Genomic DNA, 16,682 nt, shown 5'->3' with positions numbered 1-16,682 from the left:
AATATATAAAGCTTCATTACACAGAAAATTAAAAGTCATAATTTTGTCTAATAATTCAAATTCAAGGTATAAGAAGTTTCTCTTCTCAAGAGGTATACAACTGCCTCATTATTGAGAACTACCATACATATATGGATTCTATTAACCTAATTTGAGGCTAAATTGAATCTTATAAGTTCAATTTAGCTATTCAAGAATCATTATAAAAGTTTGCTATATAGCGAATATTAACCATAATTAGTTAAAAGTTTGCTATATGGCTAACAAATTTCGGGAGAAAAAAATGGCTACACGAGGTGAAATAGGTAAAGAAATACGTTTGGCAAGAAAAGGGTTAGGCTATACACAGAAAAGCCTTGCAGAAAAAACTCAAGTCAATAAAACAACAATTTCAGAGATGGAAAATGGCCATTTTACAGGTTCATTTGATATATTTGAACGTGTGCTTGATGGTGTTGGTTTACAATTCGAAGTGAATAAAAAAAAGCATAAATTGCCGCAGTGGGATGAAATTGAAGAAATATTTTCAGAATATGATGAATAAATTGTGAATCGGTACCGAATAAGGTATCAGAAAAGGCAAAGCCCTGCCCATCGACCTCATTGCTCCAGACCACTTGTGCCAGATATTCCAGATTGACCTGATGGCAAATTCCGGTTCTTGGCGGCACCACGCGAAACTGATTGAGCGCCGCCTGCCTCCAACGTAGAAGCTGGTAGCGCTCGCCATTGCGTTGCATCTCAATGGCGACATTCTACTCAAAAGCTTGCGAGCTAGCAAAGTAATCGACCATCACCGAGTGATCGATGACTAAATCCACTGGTGACAACGGATTAATTTTTTCCGGATCACCACCGGCTTTGGCCATTGCTGCACGCATTGCAGCAAGATCAACCACTGCAGGAACACCGGTAAAATTCTGCATCAGGATCCGTGCCGGATGATACTGGATTTCCTGTTCTGAAGTTCGACCGTTAAGCCACCCTGCCAAGGCATGAATATGATGCATCACCCGATGGCTGGGTGTGCTCCAGAATTTTGGTGGCTATTCAGTCCATCATTACTTACATTCCAACTCTCTAGTTTTCCAACTAGCCCAGGTTATAATAATGGCCACCCAAAATACGATTGATCTATTATGAACACCTCCAATGACCCTTTACACGGCAAAAAACTTGCTGACATTTTGGATGAATTATTGGATTACTACGGTGGCTTTGAAGGTTTAAGTCGTAAAATTGAAATTAGATGTTTTTGCATAGACCCAAGTGTTAAATCATCATTGCGATTCTTGCGTACCACACCATGGGCACGTGAAAAAGTAGAAAGCTTATATTTGTACGTCTTACGCCAAAAGGCAAAACAGAAACCGTAGCCCCAGGCAACACCCCTCTCATTATAAAATTATACCAGTCAGTAAAACACCTTTAGATTAAGCATGTGTATGTTGGTTATTATTGTTGATTATCACAATAAATTAGTGACCAAAAATCAAAGTACCCCACCCTACCTTAAATTACACCACACAAAATAAAAACTCTATATAACTGTTATATATAGAGTTTATTAAAATACTAATTATGTTATTTAGTGTATTTTATGTCGGTGACTCTTGCCAAGGTTGGGGTCGCGAGTTCGAGTCTCGTTTCCCGCTCCAAATTCTAAAAGCCCTGATCGAAAGATTGGGGCTTTTTTATATCCAAAATATTTGGCTAACTAGAAATTAGATACTGAGTTGAATGTACTTCTCTCTGACTATCTCCCCATCTCTCACTTAAATTAAGTCATTCATCTAAAAGATAAAAATTATCACCTTCGGCCTACTATCCACGATTCTGGCTTAATCTTACGTAAAATCAAATGGGTATAGGATAATGCCAGTCTGTATCAAGACCATACTAATAAATCGATTCCGAAACTGCTGTTTAGTATCGAGAAGAGATTTCATTTCTTGAGTATTAAAAATAAAAAAGTTGGGCAGATGCCCAACTTTTTTTTGCGTTGAAACTTAATTTTTAGCTTTGAGCAACTGCTGTATATTCTGCTTTTACTGCTTTTTTCTTCATCTGTTTCAACATAAACAGTGCAAAGGCAGCAAACAGTGCAGGAACAGCTAGAAGGGAAAGAATTTCAAATGTGGTGAGGTTTAATGACATCAACCAGCCACCAATCACCGAACCGGCAACCGAACCTGAACGACCTACTGCATTCGCCCAGCTCACCCCTGTTGCGCGACAATGGGTTGGGTAGAAGCTTGATGAAAAGGCATTTACACCCACTTGTGAACCACTGATCCCGATCCCCACACCAAACATACCTAAAAGTAACAGTGGCATCATGGCATTTTCAATGCCAAACCCTAAGCACACCAAAAATACTGCACCCAAGATATATGCCATGCTCAGCACTTTAGTCGAGTCAGTTTTATCCATCATGTAACCAATCACAATCGCACCAATCGTACCGCCAATCTGGAAGACTGAAGTTACCCAAGATGCATTTTCAAGATTGAAACCATGATTGGTCAGCATGGTTGGCATCCAGCTTGAAATCAAGTAGATGATGAGCAAACTCATAAAGAATGTACACCAGATCAGGAAAGTACCTAATGCATATTGGCGGCTAAATAAGTCACGAATACCTGTTTGATTGATTTCATTTGGTATTGGTACCAGATGTGGAATATCTGCTACATGAGGTGCAATTTTACGGACAATTTTGTCAATTTTTTCTTGGGCTTTATTTTTCAACACCAAGAATTTCAGTGACTCAGGAAGGAATACAAGCAAGAAAGGAATGGTTGCCAGTGGCGCAATCCCACCAATCATCAGAATCCCGTGCCAGCCGATACTTGGAAGCAGTTGTGCAGATAAAATACCACCCAATGCTGAACCAATCGTGAAGCCACAGAACATTAAGGTCACAAGATTAGAACGACGGCGTGTTGGACTATATTCAGAGGTCAAGGTAATGGCATTTGGCATTGCTCCACCTAAACCAAGTCCGGTCACAAAGCGCCAAAAAATCAATGATTCTAAATCCGTAGCAAATGCAGAGATGAGACTGGCCAGACCAAATACAAAAATTGAACCAATCAAAATCGTTTTACGGCCCAATTTGTCGGAAAGCGGTCCAAAAACCAATGCACCGGCCATCAAACCAAACAAACCTGCCCCAAATAATGGCGCCAGACTAGTCGCTTCTAATGCCCATTCAGCTTTTAACGCTGGAGCGATAAAGCCGACAGCAGCTGTATCAAAACCATCGATCGCCACGATGATAAAGCAGAGCCATATAATGAGTTTTTGTGAACGGGAAAGTGGATTGCGATCAATGAAGCTTTGTACATCAATCGATTGCTGATTCTGAGACATAGGAAACCCTCTTTCAAAAACGTATCCCTACGCTTTTGCATTCCTGAGCAAATAAAAGATGGCCCATGCTGTTATTGTTGTGAGCCATCTTTAAGGCAAATGTTAGATTACATTTACAGTGATACCAGTTAAGCCTGCTACTTCAGCACGCATGACATCACCTTTCACAACTGCACCAACGCCTTCTGGTGTACCTGTGAAAATCAAGTCGCCTGCTTTCAATTCAAATAAAGTTGAAAGGTTGGCAATGGTTTCTGATACATCCCAAATCAGGTGGCTCACATCGCTGCGCTGTTCCGTCTTACCATTCACTGTTAAGTGAATGTCTGCTTGATTGATTTCGCCTGTTGCAGAAATTGGGTGAATTGGACCAATTGGTGCAGAGAAGTCGAATGCTTTACCGATTTCCCATGGACGGCCTTTTTCACGCATACCCATTTGCAAGTCACGGCGAGTCATATCCAGACCTACCGCATAACCAAAAATGTAGTCTTTGGCATCTTCAACAGAGATGTCTTTACCGTCTTTACCAATGGCAACGACCAACTCGATTTCATAGTGGTAGTTTGAAGTTTGTGTTGGGTATGGAAGATCAACGGCTTGACCTGCAGGTACTGGCACAATTGATTCTTTATCATTTGGCTTGCAAAAGAAGAATGGTGGTTCACGATCTGGATCAAAACCCATTTCACGTGCATGTGCTGCATAGTTACGCCCCACACAGTACACACGACGGACTGGATATTGCTGTTCAGAATCTACAATTGGCAGTGCAGCAGTTTCGATCGGTTCAAATACAAATGACATATAAAATTTCCTAATTTAAATCTTCAATAACTGTGTTTAGATCGTGTCTGGTTGCTGTGCAGGGTCAGCTTTTTGGAAAGCGTCTAACTGCATACAATGCTCATAAATCGAAACAATTGTTGGGTAAGGCGTTAAATCTACCTTGAAGCGTTTTGCTGAATAGACTTGTGGAATTAAATACACATCTGCCAACGTTGCAGTATTGCCATAACAGAAGTTTTCACGTGTCGTATCTTGCTGTAACAGTTTTTCCAAAGCATCAAAGCCTTTAGAAATCCATTCACCACACCATGCCAATACTTGGGTTTCATCTTGCTCAAGATTGTTGCGCAGATACTCAAGCACACGCTTGTTATTGATTGGGTGAATATCACAACCTACGATCGCTGCCAGAGCACGAACCTTGGCTTTTTCAAATGGACTTTTCGGAAGTAAAGCTACGTCTGGATATACTTCTTCTAACCATTCAATAATCGCTGGGCTTTGTGTCAGTAAACCTTGTTCAGTTTCCAGTACTGGCACCAAACCCTGAGGGTTCAGTGCTTTAAAATCTGCCTGATGATGCTGGTTTTTAGCCAATGATACAGAAACCTGTTCGTAGCTTAAGCCTTTCAGGTTTAATGCAATTCTTAAACGGTGTGAGGTACCGCTGCGGAAGAAGCCATACAGTTTCATGCTACTTTTCCTTGAAAGTGTTGTGCTGCAACCAGACAGTTTTCAACTTTCCAGCCATATAACCATTCCATCGCGTCATAGAAGCGTTCTGCTGAACGATCACGCCATAAGTCATTACGAATCAAACGCTGTACACCATGCGCATGGTAAAGCTTGCCCATCTCACGTGAAGACAACACAATACGCGCCGTACGTGAAATACGTGATTTTTGATACAAATCAAATGCCTGATGAATATCGTTATTGCATACACGCAGTGCTTCACCCAAAGTCACCGCATCTTCAAGCGCCATACATGCACCTTGTGCCATATATTGGGTAGTAGGATGCGCAGCATCACCCAATAATGTAATTCGACCAAAGGTCCATTGTGAAATTGGTTCGCGGTCTGCTGTTGCCCAACGTTTCCAGCATTTTGGTAGTTCAATAAGTTGGCGTGCTTTCGGACAGATGCCTTCGAAGTAAGACAACACTTCCTCTTTGGAACCATCAGTTACGCCCCACTCTTCCTGCTGACGACTATGGAAGGTTACAACCACGTTGTACTCTTCACCGCCACGTAATGGGTAGTGCACAAGATGGCAGTTTGGACCAACCCAGATACTTGCCGCATTCCATTTCAGGTTGTCTGGGAACTCATTTTTAGGCACAACTGCACGATAAACCACATGACCTGTGACTAATGCTGGATCGCCAACCAAAGTTTCACGTACCACAGATTTCACACCATCTGCACCAATGAGTGCTTGACCAACATAGGTATTGCCGTGTTGATCAGTAATCGATACTTCATCTTCAGTTTGTGATACAGACTGGATACGGCAATCGGTAATCACTTCCAGATCACCGACTTTCGCTGCACCTTCTACCAAAGAACCATGGATATCGGCACGGTGAATCACGGCATATGGATTTCCAAAGCGCTCACGGAAGTGTTCATCTGTTGGAATTTTACCAACCTGATACTCATCTAATGCATCGTGCATGACCATGTAATCGGTATATACAGCTTTACCACGTGCAATTTCACCAATGCCGAGTGCATCAAAAGCATGGAATGCATTTGGACCTAACTGAATGCCTGCACCAATCTCACCAATCTCAGGCGCTTGTTCAAATACTTTGACTTTGAAGCCTTGTTTCGTCAGTGCCAATGCTGCTGCGAAACCACCGATACCGCCACCTGCGATTAAAATAGGACGTTGATCAATACTCATGTCGATTCCTTCCAAATACGTTTAGATGCGTGCGCGTGTCGAATAAAGACCTAACTTTTTCTGTAAAGGTGCTTCATCGGCAACAAAGATGTAACAAGGCTCATCACCGTTATTGATTAAATCAATTTGTGCAAAACAAGGTGCACATGCGGTATCTGAACGGGACAGTTCGTGGCTATATTCATTGATATCGATCTGCATTTGACCTTCAATCACATGGAATACTTGAGCTGCTGAACGGCGTTCCAGCTGTACCACTTCATTCGGTGCTAAACGGATTGCCGAGTAGCCAATAATTTTTTGACAGTCTTCCCCAGTTTCCGGGTTTACATAACTGATTTGCGCTGGTCCTTGATGGCTTGAGTCATTAGCAAGATCATCAAGTACCTGTTTGACGTCTTTCCATGAATAACGCAGCAATGGATAGCCAGAGTTTTCACGAACAAAATGCACGCTTGGCACAATGCCTTTACCATAGTGATGGCTACGGTCGGTACCTTTGACCTCCTGAACATCACCGCCTTCTACAAAAGAGGCTTCCATGTAATACACCAGTGGAAGATCAAGCACATCTAGCCAGATCACTGGTTCGTCACCGTCATGACCATGCTCATGCCATAAACCTGATGGAGTTAGGATCAGGTCACCATGCTCCATCATGCATTTTTGACCTTCGACTGTCGTATAGGCACCCGTACCTTCCACAATCAGGCGGACTGCATTTGGTGTATGACGATGTGACGGCGCCCATTCATTTGGTAAGAGCAATTGCATGCCCAGATAAATAGAAGAGGTCGCTTTCATGTTTTCCAGGCCATGACCTGGATTTGCCAAAACCAGTACACGACGCTCAGCTTTTTCAATCGGGGTTAACTCACCCGCTTGTAGCAATAAAGGCTTAATGTCCTTAAAGTGCCAAGCGGTGACTTGAGTCTGAGGAATCGGTTGAAGCGGTGGTAATACATTACGGAGACTTGGCCAAAGTGGGACAAGATTCGAGTCAGTCAAATTTGAGACATACTCTTTCGGTAAATCTTCTAATGTTGCGAGTTGTTCCATCAGCGAGCCTCTTTATATTCAAAAGCAATTTCGATGCAAAATTGCTTAACCACCCTATGTTTTCGGCCAATTTATCAACCAAAAAAACTTGTATACATATGCAGAAATGAATAGGCTGTATTGATAAAATCAATACAGCTGATTAAAACGATGGATATTGATTCGCGACTTATACAAATTTTTTATGAGATTTATCGCCATAAAAGTGTGTCGAAGGCAGCTGCTGCTTTAGGTACGGGACAGTCGACTTTAAGTATCGGTTTAAATAAATTGCGCGAGCATTTTAATAATCCATTATTCGTCCGTGTGGGCAATAGCATGGAGCCTACTGATCTCGCCAAGGATATTTTTCCGATTACGGTAGAATTTCTTGAAAAGCTGAAGTCAATCAATCAGTACAATATTGATTTTGATCCTAAAAAATCGAATTATGAGTTTAAAATCAGCATGACCGATATCAGTCATCTGGTATTACTCCCAACCTTGATCAATTACTTGAGAGAACATGCACCTAATATCTCTCTGAGTATTGTCCCCATTGATAAAGATACTCCGGCAAAAATGGCAAACGGCCAAATCGATCTGGCGATTGGATTTTTGCCCCATCTAGAAGCAGGCTTCTATCAACAAACGCTCTTTAAACAAGAATATACCGTGATCTGTAGCCCCTACCATCCACGCCTGATTAAGGATAGCTTGACCGCTGAAGAATATAGCCAGGAACTGCATATCGTGATTCGAGCCACGGGTGGACATTACATTATTGAAAATGAACTACGTAAACGCGGGGTAAATCGTAATATTCTGATGCGCTTACCGGGTTATTTGGGTGTTGGTCCAATTATTAAAAATACAGATGCCATTGCGACAGTCCCTCATTATTTAAGCCGTTTTTTACAATCCCGTGGTGATATTAAAATCTTAAGACCGCCTTATTCTTTCCCTCAATACAATGTCAAACAGCATTGGCATGAACGTTCACACAGCAACCCGAACGTAGAATGGTTACGTAAGGTCTGTTTTGAGCTGTTTTCTGAATATGGTCAGTAAACGCTTGAGTCAAATAGAGGGTTTAAACTAAAACTTATATAAAGGAAACTTGATTATATAGACGAGAAAAAACCTTCTCTATTTATACATTTTTTCGATAAGTGATAAAGTAATTTTAGATCAATAGAAATCTTTATTAAAAATTAACAATAGACTAAAGTTTAAAAGTTTTAGGCCTATTTTTGCATCCATTTCAGCCTGTTTTGCTTAAAAGCAAATCGGGATCTCAGTATCTACTTGTAGAAAATTACAAGTTTTACTCCCATTCATTCAATTTTGCTGAGCACTTTATCTGTTAAATTTAGGTGATCAGTTCTTCGATCAAAAGTGTTGTTTTTATTTGACGCCAGTCTAGAAATATCTAAATATAAAACCCAAACAAGAATTTAAGAGAAAATAATGACAACAAAAATAGAGGTAGATTATCAACCCGATATTTTAGGAGCTGGTTATGAACAGGCCACCTTAGATCTTCCAAATGATTACGAAGGTCAGGTGGTGGCAACCCTCGTTCGCAAGAAAGCCGTTGGACTGACTAAAAAGGCGGTGCTATATATCCACGGTTTTATTGACTATTTTTTCCAGACTGAAATGGCAGAGCGTTTCAATGAGCAGGGTTTTGACTTTTATGCGCTGGACCTACGTAAATATGGCCGCTCCTATTTGCCCCATCAGAAGTACTATAACGTTCATAGCCTGTCAGAATATGATGCAGAAATTACTCAGGCACTGGATATTATCGGTCAGGAAAGTCATGACGCGGTGCTGCTTTGCGGACATTCAACGGGGGGCTTAACTACAACCTTGTATGCAGCACATCATCCTGATCATCCCCTGATTAAAGCGCTCTGGGCAAACAGTCCCTTTTATGACTTCAATATGAGCCGTCTGGAAAAGAAATTTGCCATTCCTCGAATGGCAGCAATGGGCAAACGTTTTCCAAACCTTCTATTCCCAAGTCGTCTTAATAAGTGGTATGTCCCAAGTTTGCACGCCAGCCATCATGGTGAATGGAACTTTAACCTGGAATGGAAAAAAGTCCGTTACCCCATGGTGCGTTTGAGCTTTGTACATGCCATTCATGAGGCGCAAAAAGAATTGCATCAAGGTATTCAGTTAAGCATTCCTGTTCTGATCATGCATTCGCATCAGACGACTTATCCACGAAAATTTAATCGTCATGCACAAAGCAGCGATGTGATCCTGGAAGTGCAGGATATGATTCAGCATGCCCGAAAAATATCAGGCGATGTCACCTTATGTGAAATTCATAATGGGCTGCATGATCTGGTACTGTCAGAAAAAGCAGTGCGGGAACAGGTCTATCAACAACTGTTTGAGTGGTTACATACCAAAGGACTTTAACCAGTTCAGAACGATCATGATTTGAAAGATTTTGGGAAGGAAAATAAAAACTGCCTTCCCAAAAAATTTATCTGAGAGATTGTATTCTAAAACGGGTCAATTGTTATCTCGCAGCAGTCTGATCTGTGAGAAATATCATGTTTTAACAGTGCCAAAATTTAATTACTTTAAAATAAATAATTGATTATTAATAACAATATTGAAATCCTATTAGGTTCGCTTTGTTGCCTTTTGTAGCACGCTTGTAAACCCTCGACATAGCGTCAGATTTGCTCTTTATATTAGCTATAACTATTCATTCCAAGATGAGTCTTCGTCTCTCAGCTTTATTTCTCTCACAGCTATAACAATCAATGAAAGGACAAAAATATGCGCTATGCAGATCCAAATACTGACGGTTCAAAAATTCAATTTAAAGCACAATACGAAAACTTTATTGGCGGTAAATGGGTGCCGCCAGTCAAAGGTGAATACTTTGATAATATTTCCCCAGTCGATGGTAAAGTTTTTACCAGAGCACCACGCTCCAGTGTCGAAGATATTGAACTTGCACTCGATGCCGCCCATGCTGCCAAAGCACAGTGGAATAGCTCATCACCGACCACACGTTCAAATATCCTGCTCAAGATTGCCGATCGTCTAGAGGAAAATCTGGAATTGCTCGCGGTGGCAGAAACCTGGGACAACGGTAAACCGATTCGTGAAACCCTAAATGCAGATATTCCATTATGTATCGACCACTTCCGTTATTTTGCTGGTTGTATTCGCGCGCAAGAAGGCGGCATTTCAGAAATTAACGAAGATACCATCGCCTATCATTTCCATGAACCCCTCGGCGTTGTCGGTCAAATCATTCCCTGGAACTTCCCAATTCTCATGGCCGCATGGAAACTGGCTCCGGCTTTAGCTGCCGGTAACTGTATTGTGCTGAAACCAGCAGAACAAACCCCTGTCAGTATTTTAGTGTTGGTTGAACTGATTCAGGATCTTTTACCACCTGGTGTACTGAATATTGTTAATGGCTATGGCGTTGAGGTCGGTCGTCCACTGGCGACCAACCCTCGTATCGCAAAAATTGCCTTTACCGGTTCAACCGCAGTCGGCCAGCTGATTATGCAATATGCGACTGAAAATATTATTCCTGTGACCTTGGAACTGGGCGGTAAATCACCAAACCTGTTCTTTGCAGATGTGATGGATCAAGAGGATGAATACCTAGATAAAGCCCTGGAAGGTTTTACCATGTTTGCCCTCAACCAAGGAGAAATCTGTACCTGCCCTTCACGTGCACTGGTACAGGAAAGTATTGCAGACAAATTCCTGGAACGTGCAGTTGAGCGTGTCAAGCGCATTAAGACCGGTCATCCACTGGATACCGACACCATGATTGGCGCACAGGCATCGCAAGAACAGCAGGATAAGATCTTGGGTTGTATCGCCACAGGTCGTGAAGAAGGTGCTCAGGTCTTAACAGGTGGTGAAGCACGCCATGAAGTAGGTCAAGGCTTCTATATTGAACCGACCATTTTTAAAGGCACCAATGACATGAAAACCTTCCAGGAAGAAATTTTTGGACCTGTACTTGCCGTGACCACTTTTAAGGACTTTGATGATGCCATTAAAATTGCCAATGACACCATTTATGGCTTAGGTGCGGGTGTCTGGTCACGTTCAGCACATACCTCTTATCGTGCCGGCCGTGCGATTCAGGCAGGTCGCGTCTGGACTAACTGTTATCACATTTACCCTGCCCATGCGGCATTTGGTGGTTATAAAAAATCAGGGATTGGACGTGAGAACCACAAAATGATGCTCGATCATTATCAACAAACCAAAAACTTGCTTGTCAGCTACTCGACCAAACCAGCAGGTTTCTTCTAATTCCTGTCTAAGCAAAAGCGAACTTCGGTTCGCTTTTTTATTGACTTGGTAATTTTATCTTAAACAGAAAAATAACCGTCCCTCTATCCCAATAAAATCATAAAGCTATCCAAAACAAGTATATATATCCCTCTATGATAAGCATTGATTTTTTTAATATTTTCAATTGGATAAAAAAAATACAAAAATTAAAAACTTCCATATAAAGTCGGCTTTCTTTGCCGAAAAAGACTGTGTATAACAATGTTCAGTTTAGGGAAATCAATAAGCATAGGCAAAATTGCTCAAAAAGCGTTAGACTATGCAACCAATAATGTCATGATTCGGTCTGAACAAGATCAAAAAAGAAGGTGAAGGTTGATGCCGCTCAATACAGTTGAAGAGCTTGTAGCAGATATCCGTGCAGGAAAAATGGTCATCCTGATGGATGATGAAGATCGTGAAAATGAAGGCGATTTAGTCATTGCTGCCACGCACGTGCGTCCTGAAGACATCAACTTTATGATCACCCATGCTCGTGGTTTAGTGTGTCTGACTTTAAGTAAAGAACGTTGCCAACAGTTGAATCTTCCATTGATGGTAGATGCTAATGGCGCTCAACACGGGACCAACTTCACGTTATCCATTGAAGCAGCTGAAGGTATTTCTACCGGTATTTCACCTGCAGAGCGTGCGCATACAATTCAAACCGCTGTGGCGGCTCATGCTAAACCTACGGACATCGTACAGCCTGGTCATATCTTCCCATTGATGGCACAGCCAGGTGGTGTCCTGCACCGTGCAGGTCATACCGAAGCAGGCTGTGACTTATCGCGTCTTGCAGGTTTAGAACCAGCATCGGTCATTTGTGAAATCATCAATGAAGATGGCACCATGGCGCGTCGTCCAGACCTTGAAGTCTTTGCCGAAAAGCATGGCTTGAAAATTGGTACGATTGCTGACCTGATTCATTATCGCATGACCAATGAACAAACAATTGAGCGTATCGATCAGCAAAGTATTGATACTGAATACGGCAGCTTTGATCTGTACCGCTATCGTGAACTGGGTAATCCAGACATCCATTTGGCCTTAGTCAAAGGTGAGCCTAAAGAGGGTGTAACGACTGTTCGTGTACATGGTTTTAATCCGACCCGTGACTTGCTTAAATTGAAAAAACAAGACGGAGAACCGGCCTGGAACCTGGATCGTGCCCTGAAAGAAATTTCTGCAAGTGATCGTGGTGTCCTGGTCTGGATCGGTCAACGTCATTTACAAGATCTAGGTCCTGCGCTTGATACTTTAAAAGCACCCAAAAATGTGAAATCTAATGCTGCACTGTCACAACAGTATCAAACTATTGGTGTTGGTGCACAAATTTTGCGTGATCTAGGCGTAGAAAAAATGAAGCTGCTGAGTTCACCATTACGCTTTAATGCATTGTCAGGTTTTAATTTAGAAGTGGTGGAATACATCACCGCACAACACACATCTTAAGATAAGAATCGAGGTTATTATGGCTGTTCGCCGTATTGAAGGTATGTTACATCTCGCGAACGAAGACCGTTATGCGATTTTAGTTGGTCGTTTTAATAGCTTTGTTGTTGAACATCTGTTAGAAGGTGCCGTTGATACATTGAAACGCCATGGTGTATCAGAGGATAATATCACGGTCGTTCATGCACCTGGTGCCTGGGAACTTCCAATCGTTGCAAAAAAATTAGCAGCGACTGGTAATTTCGATGCCATCATTGCCTTGGGCGCTGTGATTCGTGGTAGCACACCGCACTTCGATTTTGTGGCAGGTGAATGTGCCAAAGGTTTAGGCGTAGTTGGTCTGGACGCTGGTCTTCCTGTCATTAATGGCGTACTCACTACGGATAGTATTGAACAAGCGATTGAACGCTCTGGAACAAAAGCAGGCAATAAAGGTAGTGAAGCTGCCTTGACTGCGATTGAAATGGTTAACTTGTTAAAGGCTATTTAAGGCTATGTCGCAAACACTTCAAGCAACTTATGCTGCAAAACGTAAAGCACGTCGTTTTGCTGTACAAGGAATTTATGAATGGCAAATGAGCCACAACCCTGTGCATGAGATTGAAGCACGTACACGTGTGGACAATGCCATGCACAAAGTGGATCTTGGCTATTATCATGAATTGTTGACTCAAGTGGTTGCCAATCATGAAGCATTGGATGCTTTGCTTATCCCTGTGCTGGATCGCGAACTTTCTGCACTTGATGGTGTAGAACTCGCAACACTTCGTTTAGGTGCGTATGAGCTCAAAGAACATCTTGAGATTCCATATCGTGTCGTTTTAGACGAAGCAATTGAGTTAGCTAAACATTTTGGCGGTGCAGACAGCCACAAATACATCAACGGTGTATTAGATCGTTTAGCGACAACTTTACGTGCAGCAGAAAAACAACAAGCAAACTAAGTTTTAAGTAGATTTGTTGTATGGCTGAGTTTTCGATTATCGACACCTATTTCAATCGTAAGAATCAAGATTCTGTCGATTTAGGGGTCGGTGACGACTCAGCCTTGCTCACTCCCCCACCTCACCAGCAATTGGTGATTTGTGCCGACACCTTAGTTGCGGGTCGACATTTTCCTTTAGATACAAACCCACATGCCATTGGTTGGAAATCTGTTGCAGTCAATTTATCTGATATTGCCGCGATGGGCGCCACACCGCATAGTATTTTATTGGCATTGAGCTTACCCCAAATTGATCATGCTTGGCTCAAAGGCTTTAGCCAGGGTTTATATGATTGTTGCGATCAATTTGGCGTGCGTTTAATTGGTGGTGATACCACGCAAAGTCCACATCTGACTCTATCTGTCACAGCACTGGGCTGGGTCGATACAGGCTTTGCTGTACCACGTTCAGGTGCCCAAGTCGGTGATCTGATTTGTGTTTCAGGTACGGTTGGCGATGCGGCATTTGGCTTAAAGCATTTAGGTCATGATCTACAAAAACGTCTGGATTATCCAACGCCACGTTGTGCTTTAGGTGCTGCGCTTAAAGGCCTGGCCAATAGCATGATTGATGTTTCGGATGGTTTGGCACAAGACTTGGGACATATTTTAAAAGCCTCGGATGTCGGCGCAAAGCTGCAACTTGAAAACTTACCACTAAGTACTGCCCTGCACGCCTTAAATGATGAACAAAAATGGCAGTATGCATTGGCGGGTGGCGACGATTATGAATTATGTTTTACAATAAGCCCGCAAAATTATGAAAAATTATTGCAAAAACAACTTGATGATTCGATTAGTATAATCGGCACAATTCAGCAACAGCGCGGCTTAACTTTTGAAAAAGATGGCGTAGATCATTTGCTTCAATTTAATGGGTATCAACATTTTGCATAAACCTTCAATCAATTTTAAAGCCATGTCATGGACCGACCGTTTTATTGTGTTCTGTGGTGTTGGTTTTGGTTCTGGCCTATTACCGAAAGCGCCGGGTACGTTTGGTTCAGCTTTTGCCTTATTGTTTATTCCGCTATGGCTTGCAATTGACCTATCGAGCACCATACTAGCCATCATTCTGATGTCGCTCATTGGCATCTATATTTGCGGGCATACGGCTAAAGTCATGGGTGTACATGATGATGGTCGCATTGTCTGGGATGAATTTGCAGGTCAATCCATTACCTTTTTGCCTTTGCTCTATCTAAATGAAATGAGCTGGATGTGGGCATTGGTCGGTTTTGCTCTGTTCCGTTTATTCGATGTCTGGAAGCCCTGGCCGATTCGTGTCATTGACCGTCAAATTGATGGCGGTTTCGGCATCATGCTGGATGACATTATTGCTGGCCTGTGGGCGGCCCTTTGTATTTTGCTTTATTTTTACTTCACTGTGGCATAAGCCATATTTAGGATTAGAACATGTCAACGACTGTGATTATTCTTGCTGCAGGTAAAGGAACCCGTATGCGTTCCAGCTTACCGAAAGTATTACAACCCCTTGCAGGACGTCCTTTACTGGGTCATGTCATTGAAACGGCAAAAAAATTAAACGCAGATAATATTATTACGATCTATGGTCACGGTGGCGATCTGGTTCAGGCTGCTTTTGCAGAGCAAGAGATTAAATGGGTAGAACAGGCTGAACAGCTGGGTACTGGTCATGCGGTACAGATGACCTTGCCTGTCCTGCCTCAAGACGGCGTCTCTCTGATTCTTTCTGGTGATGTACCCTGCATTAACCCTGTAACCTTGCAAAAATTACTCGATGCCACTGCAGAAACCGGTATTGGTCTGGTGACGCTTACCCTGCCGGATGCCAATGGCTATGGCCGTATCGTACGTGAACAAGGTCAGATTCAGGCCATTGTTGAGCACAAGGATGCCTCTGACGAACAACGTCAAATCAAAGAAATTAATACCGGTATTTATGCCGTCAGCAATGCCAAACTGCATCAATGGCTACCACGTTTAAGCAATGACAATGCGCAAGGTGAATATTACCTGACTGATATTGTGGCGATGGCTTTGGCAGATGGTATGCAAGTTGCATCTGTAGAACCTGAGCAGGCTTTTGAAGTTGAAGGGGTAAATGACCGGGTGCAGCTGGCTGCTTTAGAACGTCAGTTCCAGGCATTTCAGGCCAAACAGCTCATGCAACAGGGCGTACATCTGATTGATCCAAGCCGTTTTGACCTGCGTGGCAATTTAACTGTCGGTCAGGATGTTCGCATTGATATCAATGTGATTATCGAAGGTGATTGCGAACTGGGGAACAATGTAGAAATTGGCGCTGGCTGTATCATCAAGAATACCAAGATTGCAGCGGGTACCAGGGTTCAGCCATATAGTATTTTTGACAGCGCCATCGTGGGTGAAGACACCCAAATTGGACCTTTTGCACGACTGCGTCCGGGTGCACAACTGGCCAATGAAGTTCACATTGGTAACTTTGTTGAAGTTAAAAATACCACGATTGGTCTAGGCTCTAAAGCCAACCACTTTACCTACCTGGGTGATGCTGAAGTTGGTGCAGGCTCAAACATCGGTGCAGGGACCATTACCTGTAATTATGATGGTGCCAACAAATTTAAAACAATTATTGGTGATCAAGCCTTTATTGGCTCGAACAGTTCATTAGTGGCACCTGTGAGAATTGGTAACGGTGCTACAGTCGGTGCAGGCTCGACGATTACCCGTGATGTGGAAGACAACAGTTTGGCAGTAGAGCGCTCTAAGCAATTTGCCAAAGAAAACTATCCACGTCCGCAAAAAATCAAGAAATAAGGGGAACAAAT

16 protein-coding genes and 1 pseudogene are annotated in these 16,682 nt (G+C 42.5%); 11 read left to right on the top strand and 6 right to left on the bottom strand.

Going from position 1 to position 16,682, the window contains the following annotated elements; genetic code table 11:
• The first annotated feature begins 283 nt into the window (after window positions 1–283).
• A complete protein-coding gene (locus tag ACTJIX_RS01735) occupies window positions 284–544 on the top strand; it encodes a helix-turn-helix domain-containing protein (RefSeq protein WP_004647603.1) in 261 nt (86 codons plus the stop codon).
• Window positions 545–548: 4 nt separating this feature from the next.
• Here the strand turns inward: ACTJIX_RS01735 and ACTJIX_RS01730 are convergent.
• Window positions 549–1,004 (bottom strand): annotated as a pseudogene (locus tag ACTJIX_RS01730) (aconitase family protein); the annotation flags it as partial.
• 135 nt (window positions 1,005–1,139) lie between these two features.
• Here ACTJIX_RS01730 and ACTJIX_RS01725 point away from each other — a divergent pair.
• Complete coding sequence (locus tag ACTJIX_RS01725) at window positions 1,140–1,376, top strand: VF530 family DNA-binding protein (protein ID WP_002058193.1); 237 nt, start codon at window positions 1,140–1,142, stop codon at window positions 1,374–1,376.
• 640 nt (window positions 1,377–2,016) lie between these two features.
• On the opposite strand, the gene ACTJIX_RS01720 is transcribed toward ACTJIX_RS01725, so the two are convergent.
• The 5 genes from ACTJIX_RS01720 to ACTJIX_RS01700 all read right to left on the bottom strand — a co-directional run bounded on the left by ACTJIX_RS01720 (window position 2,017) and on the right by ACTJIX_RS01700 (window position 7,133).
• Window positions 2,017–3,375 (bottom strand): MFS transporter, encoded by a 1,359-nt coding sequence (locus ACTJIX_RS01720; RefSeq protein WP_004895803.1) that lies wholly within the window; start codon window positions 3,373–3,375, stop codon window positions 2,017–2,019.
• A 102-nt stretch (window positions 3,376–3,477) separates the two neighbouring features.
• Window positions 3,478–4,182, bottom strand: a complete 705-nt coding sequence (locus ACTJIX_RS01715) for a fumarylacetoacetate hydrolase family protein (RefSeq protein ID WP_004895807.1) — start codon at window positions 4,180–4,182, stop codon at window positions 3,478–3,480.
• Window positions 4,183–4,218: 36 nt separating this feature from the next.
• Window positions 4,219–4,857: a maleylacetoacetate isomerase gene (maiA, locus tag ACTJIX_RS01710; RefSeq protein ID WP_004895809.1), complete on the bottom strand. Its 639-nt coding sequence runs from the start codon at window positions 4,855–4,857 to the stop codon at window positions 4,219–4,221.
• On the bottom strand, window positions 4,854–6,074 hold the full coding sequence (locus ACTJIX_RS01705; RefSeq protein WP_308912259.1) for a 3-hydroxybenzoate 6-monooxygenase: 1,221 nt from the start codon (window positions 6,072–6,074) through the stop codon (window positions 4,854–4,856). Before ACTJIX_RS01705 ends, maiA begins: the two co-directional genes overlap by 4 nt.
• Before the next feature lie 21 nt (window positions 6,075–6,095).
• On the bottom strand, window positions 6,096–7,133 hold the full coding sequence (locus ACTJIX_RS01700; protein ID WP_004895813.1) for a cupin domain-containing protein: 1,038 nt from the start codon (window positions 7,131–7,133) through the stop codon (window positions 6,096–6,098).
• Window positions 7,134–7,283: 150 nt separating this feature from the next.
• Between ACTJIX_RS01700 and ACTJIX_RS01695 the strand changes: the two genes are divergently transcribed.
• The 9 genes from ACTJIX_RS01695 to glmU all read left to right on the top strand — a co-directional run bounded on the left by ACTJIX_RS01695 (window position 7,284) and on the right by glmU (window position 16,671).
• Window positions 7,284–8,183, top strand: coding sequence for a LysR family transcriptional regulator (locus ACTJIX_RS01695; RefSeq protein WP_004895815.1), 900 nt, complete (start codon window positions 7,284–7,286; stop codon window positions 8,181–8,183).
• 399 nt (window positions 8,184–8,582) lie between these two features.
• On the top strand, window positions 8,583–9,548 hold the full coding sequence (locus ACTJIX_RS01690; RefSeq protein WP_440611110.1) for an alpha/beta hydrolase: 966 nt from the start codon (window positions 8,583–8,585) through the stop codon (window positions 9,546–9,548).
• A 369-nt stretch (window positions 9,549–9,917) separates the two neighbouring features.
• Complete coding sequence (exaC, locus tag ACTJIX_RS01685; protein ID WP_440611109.1) at window positions 9,918–11,429, top strand: acetaldehyde dehydrogenase ExaC; 1,512 nt, start codon at window positions 9,918–9,920, stop codon at window positions 11,427–11,429.
• 360 nt (window positions 11,430–11,789) lie between these two features.
• Entirely contained in the window at window positions 11,790–12,905 is a 1,116-nt protein-coding gene (gene ribBA, locus ACTJIX_RS01680) for a bifunctional 3,4-dihydroxy-2-butanone-4-phosphate synthase/GTP cyclohydrolase II (RefSeq protein ID WP_440611108.1), read from the top strand.
• 19 nt (window positions 12,906–12,924) lie between these two features.
• Window positions 12,925–13,395, top strand: a complete 471-nt coding sequence (ribH, locus tag ACTJIX_RS01675) for a 6,7-dimethyl-8-ribityllumazine synthase (protein WP_004895821.1) — start codon at window positions 12,925–12,927, stop codon at window positions 13,393–13,395.
• 4 nt (window positions 13,396–13,399) lie between these two features.
• Window positions 13,400–13,849: a transcription antitermination factor NusB gene (gene nusB / locus ACTJIX_RS01670; protein ID WP_004814175.1), complete on the top strand. Its 450-nt coding sequence runs from the start codon at window positions 13,400–13,402 to the stop codon at window positions 13,847–13,849.
• 20 nt (window positions 13,850–13,869) lie between these two features.
• Window positions 13,870–14,787: a thiamine-phosphate kinase gene (gene thiL / locus ACTJIX_RS01665; RefSeq protein ID WP_273798309.1), complete on the top strand. Its 918-nt coding sequence runs from the start codon at window positions 13,870–13,872 to the stop codon at window positions 14,785–14,787.
• Complete coding sequence (locus ACTJIX_RS01660; protein ID WP_004895825.1) at window positions 14,765–15,286, top strand: phosphatidylglycerophosphatase A family protein; 522 nt, start codon at window positions 14,765–14,767, stop codon at window positions 15,284–15,286. The genes thiL and ACTJIX_RS01660 overlap by 23 nt, the downstream gene beginning before the upstream one ends.
• Before the next feature lie 20 nt (window positions 15,287–15,306).
• The gene (glmU, locus tag ACTJIX_RS01655) at window positions 15,307–16,671 is read left to right on the top strand and encodes a bifunctional UDP-N-acetylglucosamine diphosphorylase/glucosamine-1-phosphate N-acetyltransferase GlmU (protein ID WP_273798308.1); all 1,365 of its coding nucleotides are present in this window, start codon (window positions 15,307–15,309) and stop codon (window positions 16,669–16,671) included.
• The last annotated feature ends 11 nt before the right edge of the window (window positions 16,672–16,682 follow it).

Source organism: Acinetobacter sp. 22323 (assembly GCF_052044895.1).
Taxonomy (GTDB): Bacteria; Pseudomonadota; Gammaproteobacteria; order Pseudomonadales; family Moraxellaceae; genus Acinetobacter; species Acinetobacter schindleri.
The sequence above is the reverse complement of the archived record's forward strand: the minus strand, read 5'-3'. Positions and strand labels throughout refer to the sequence as shown.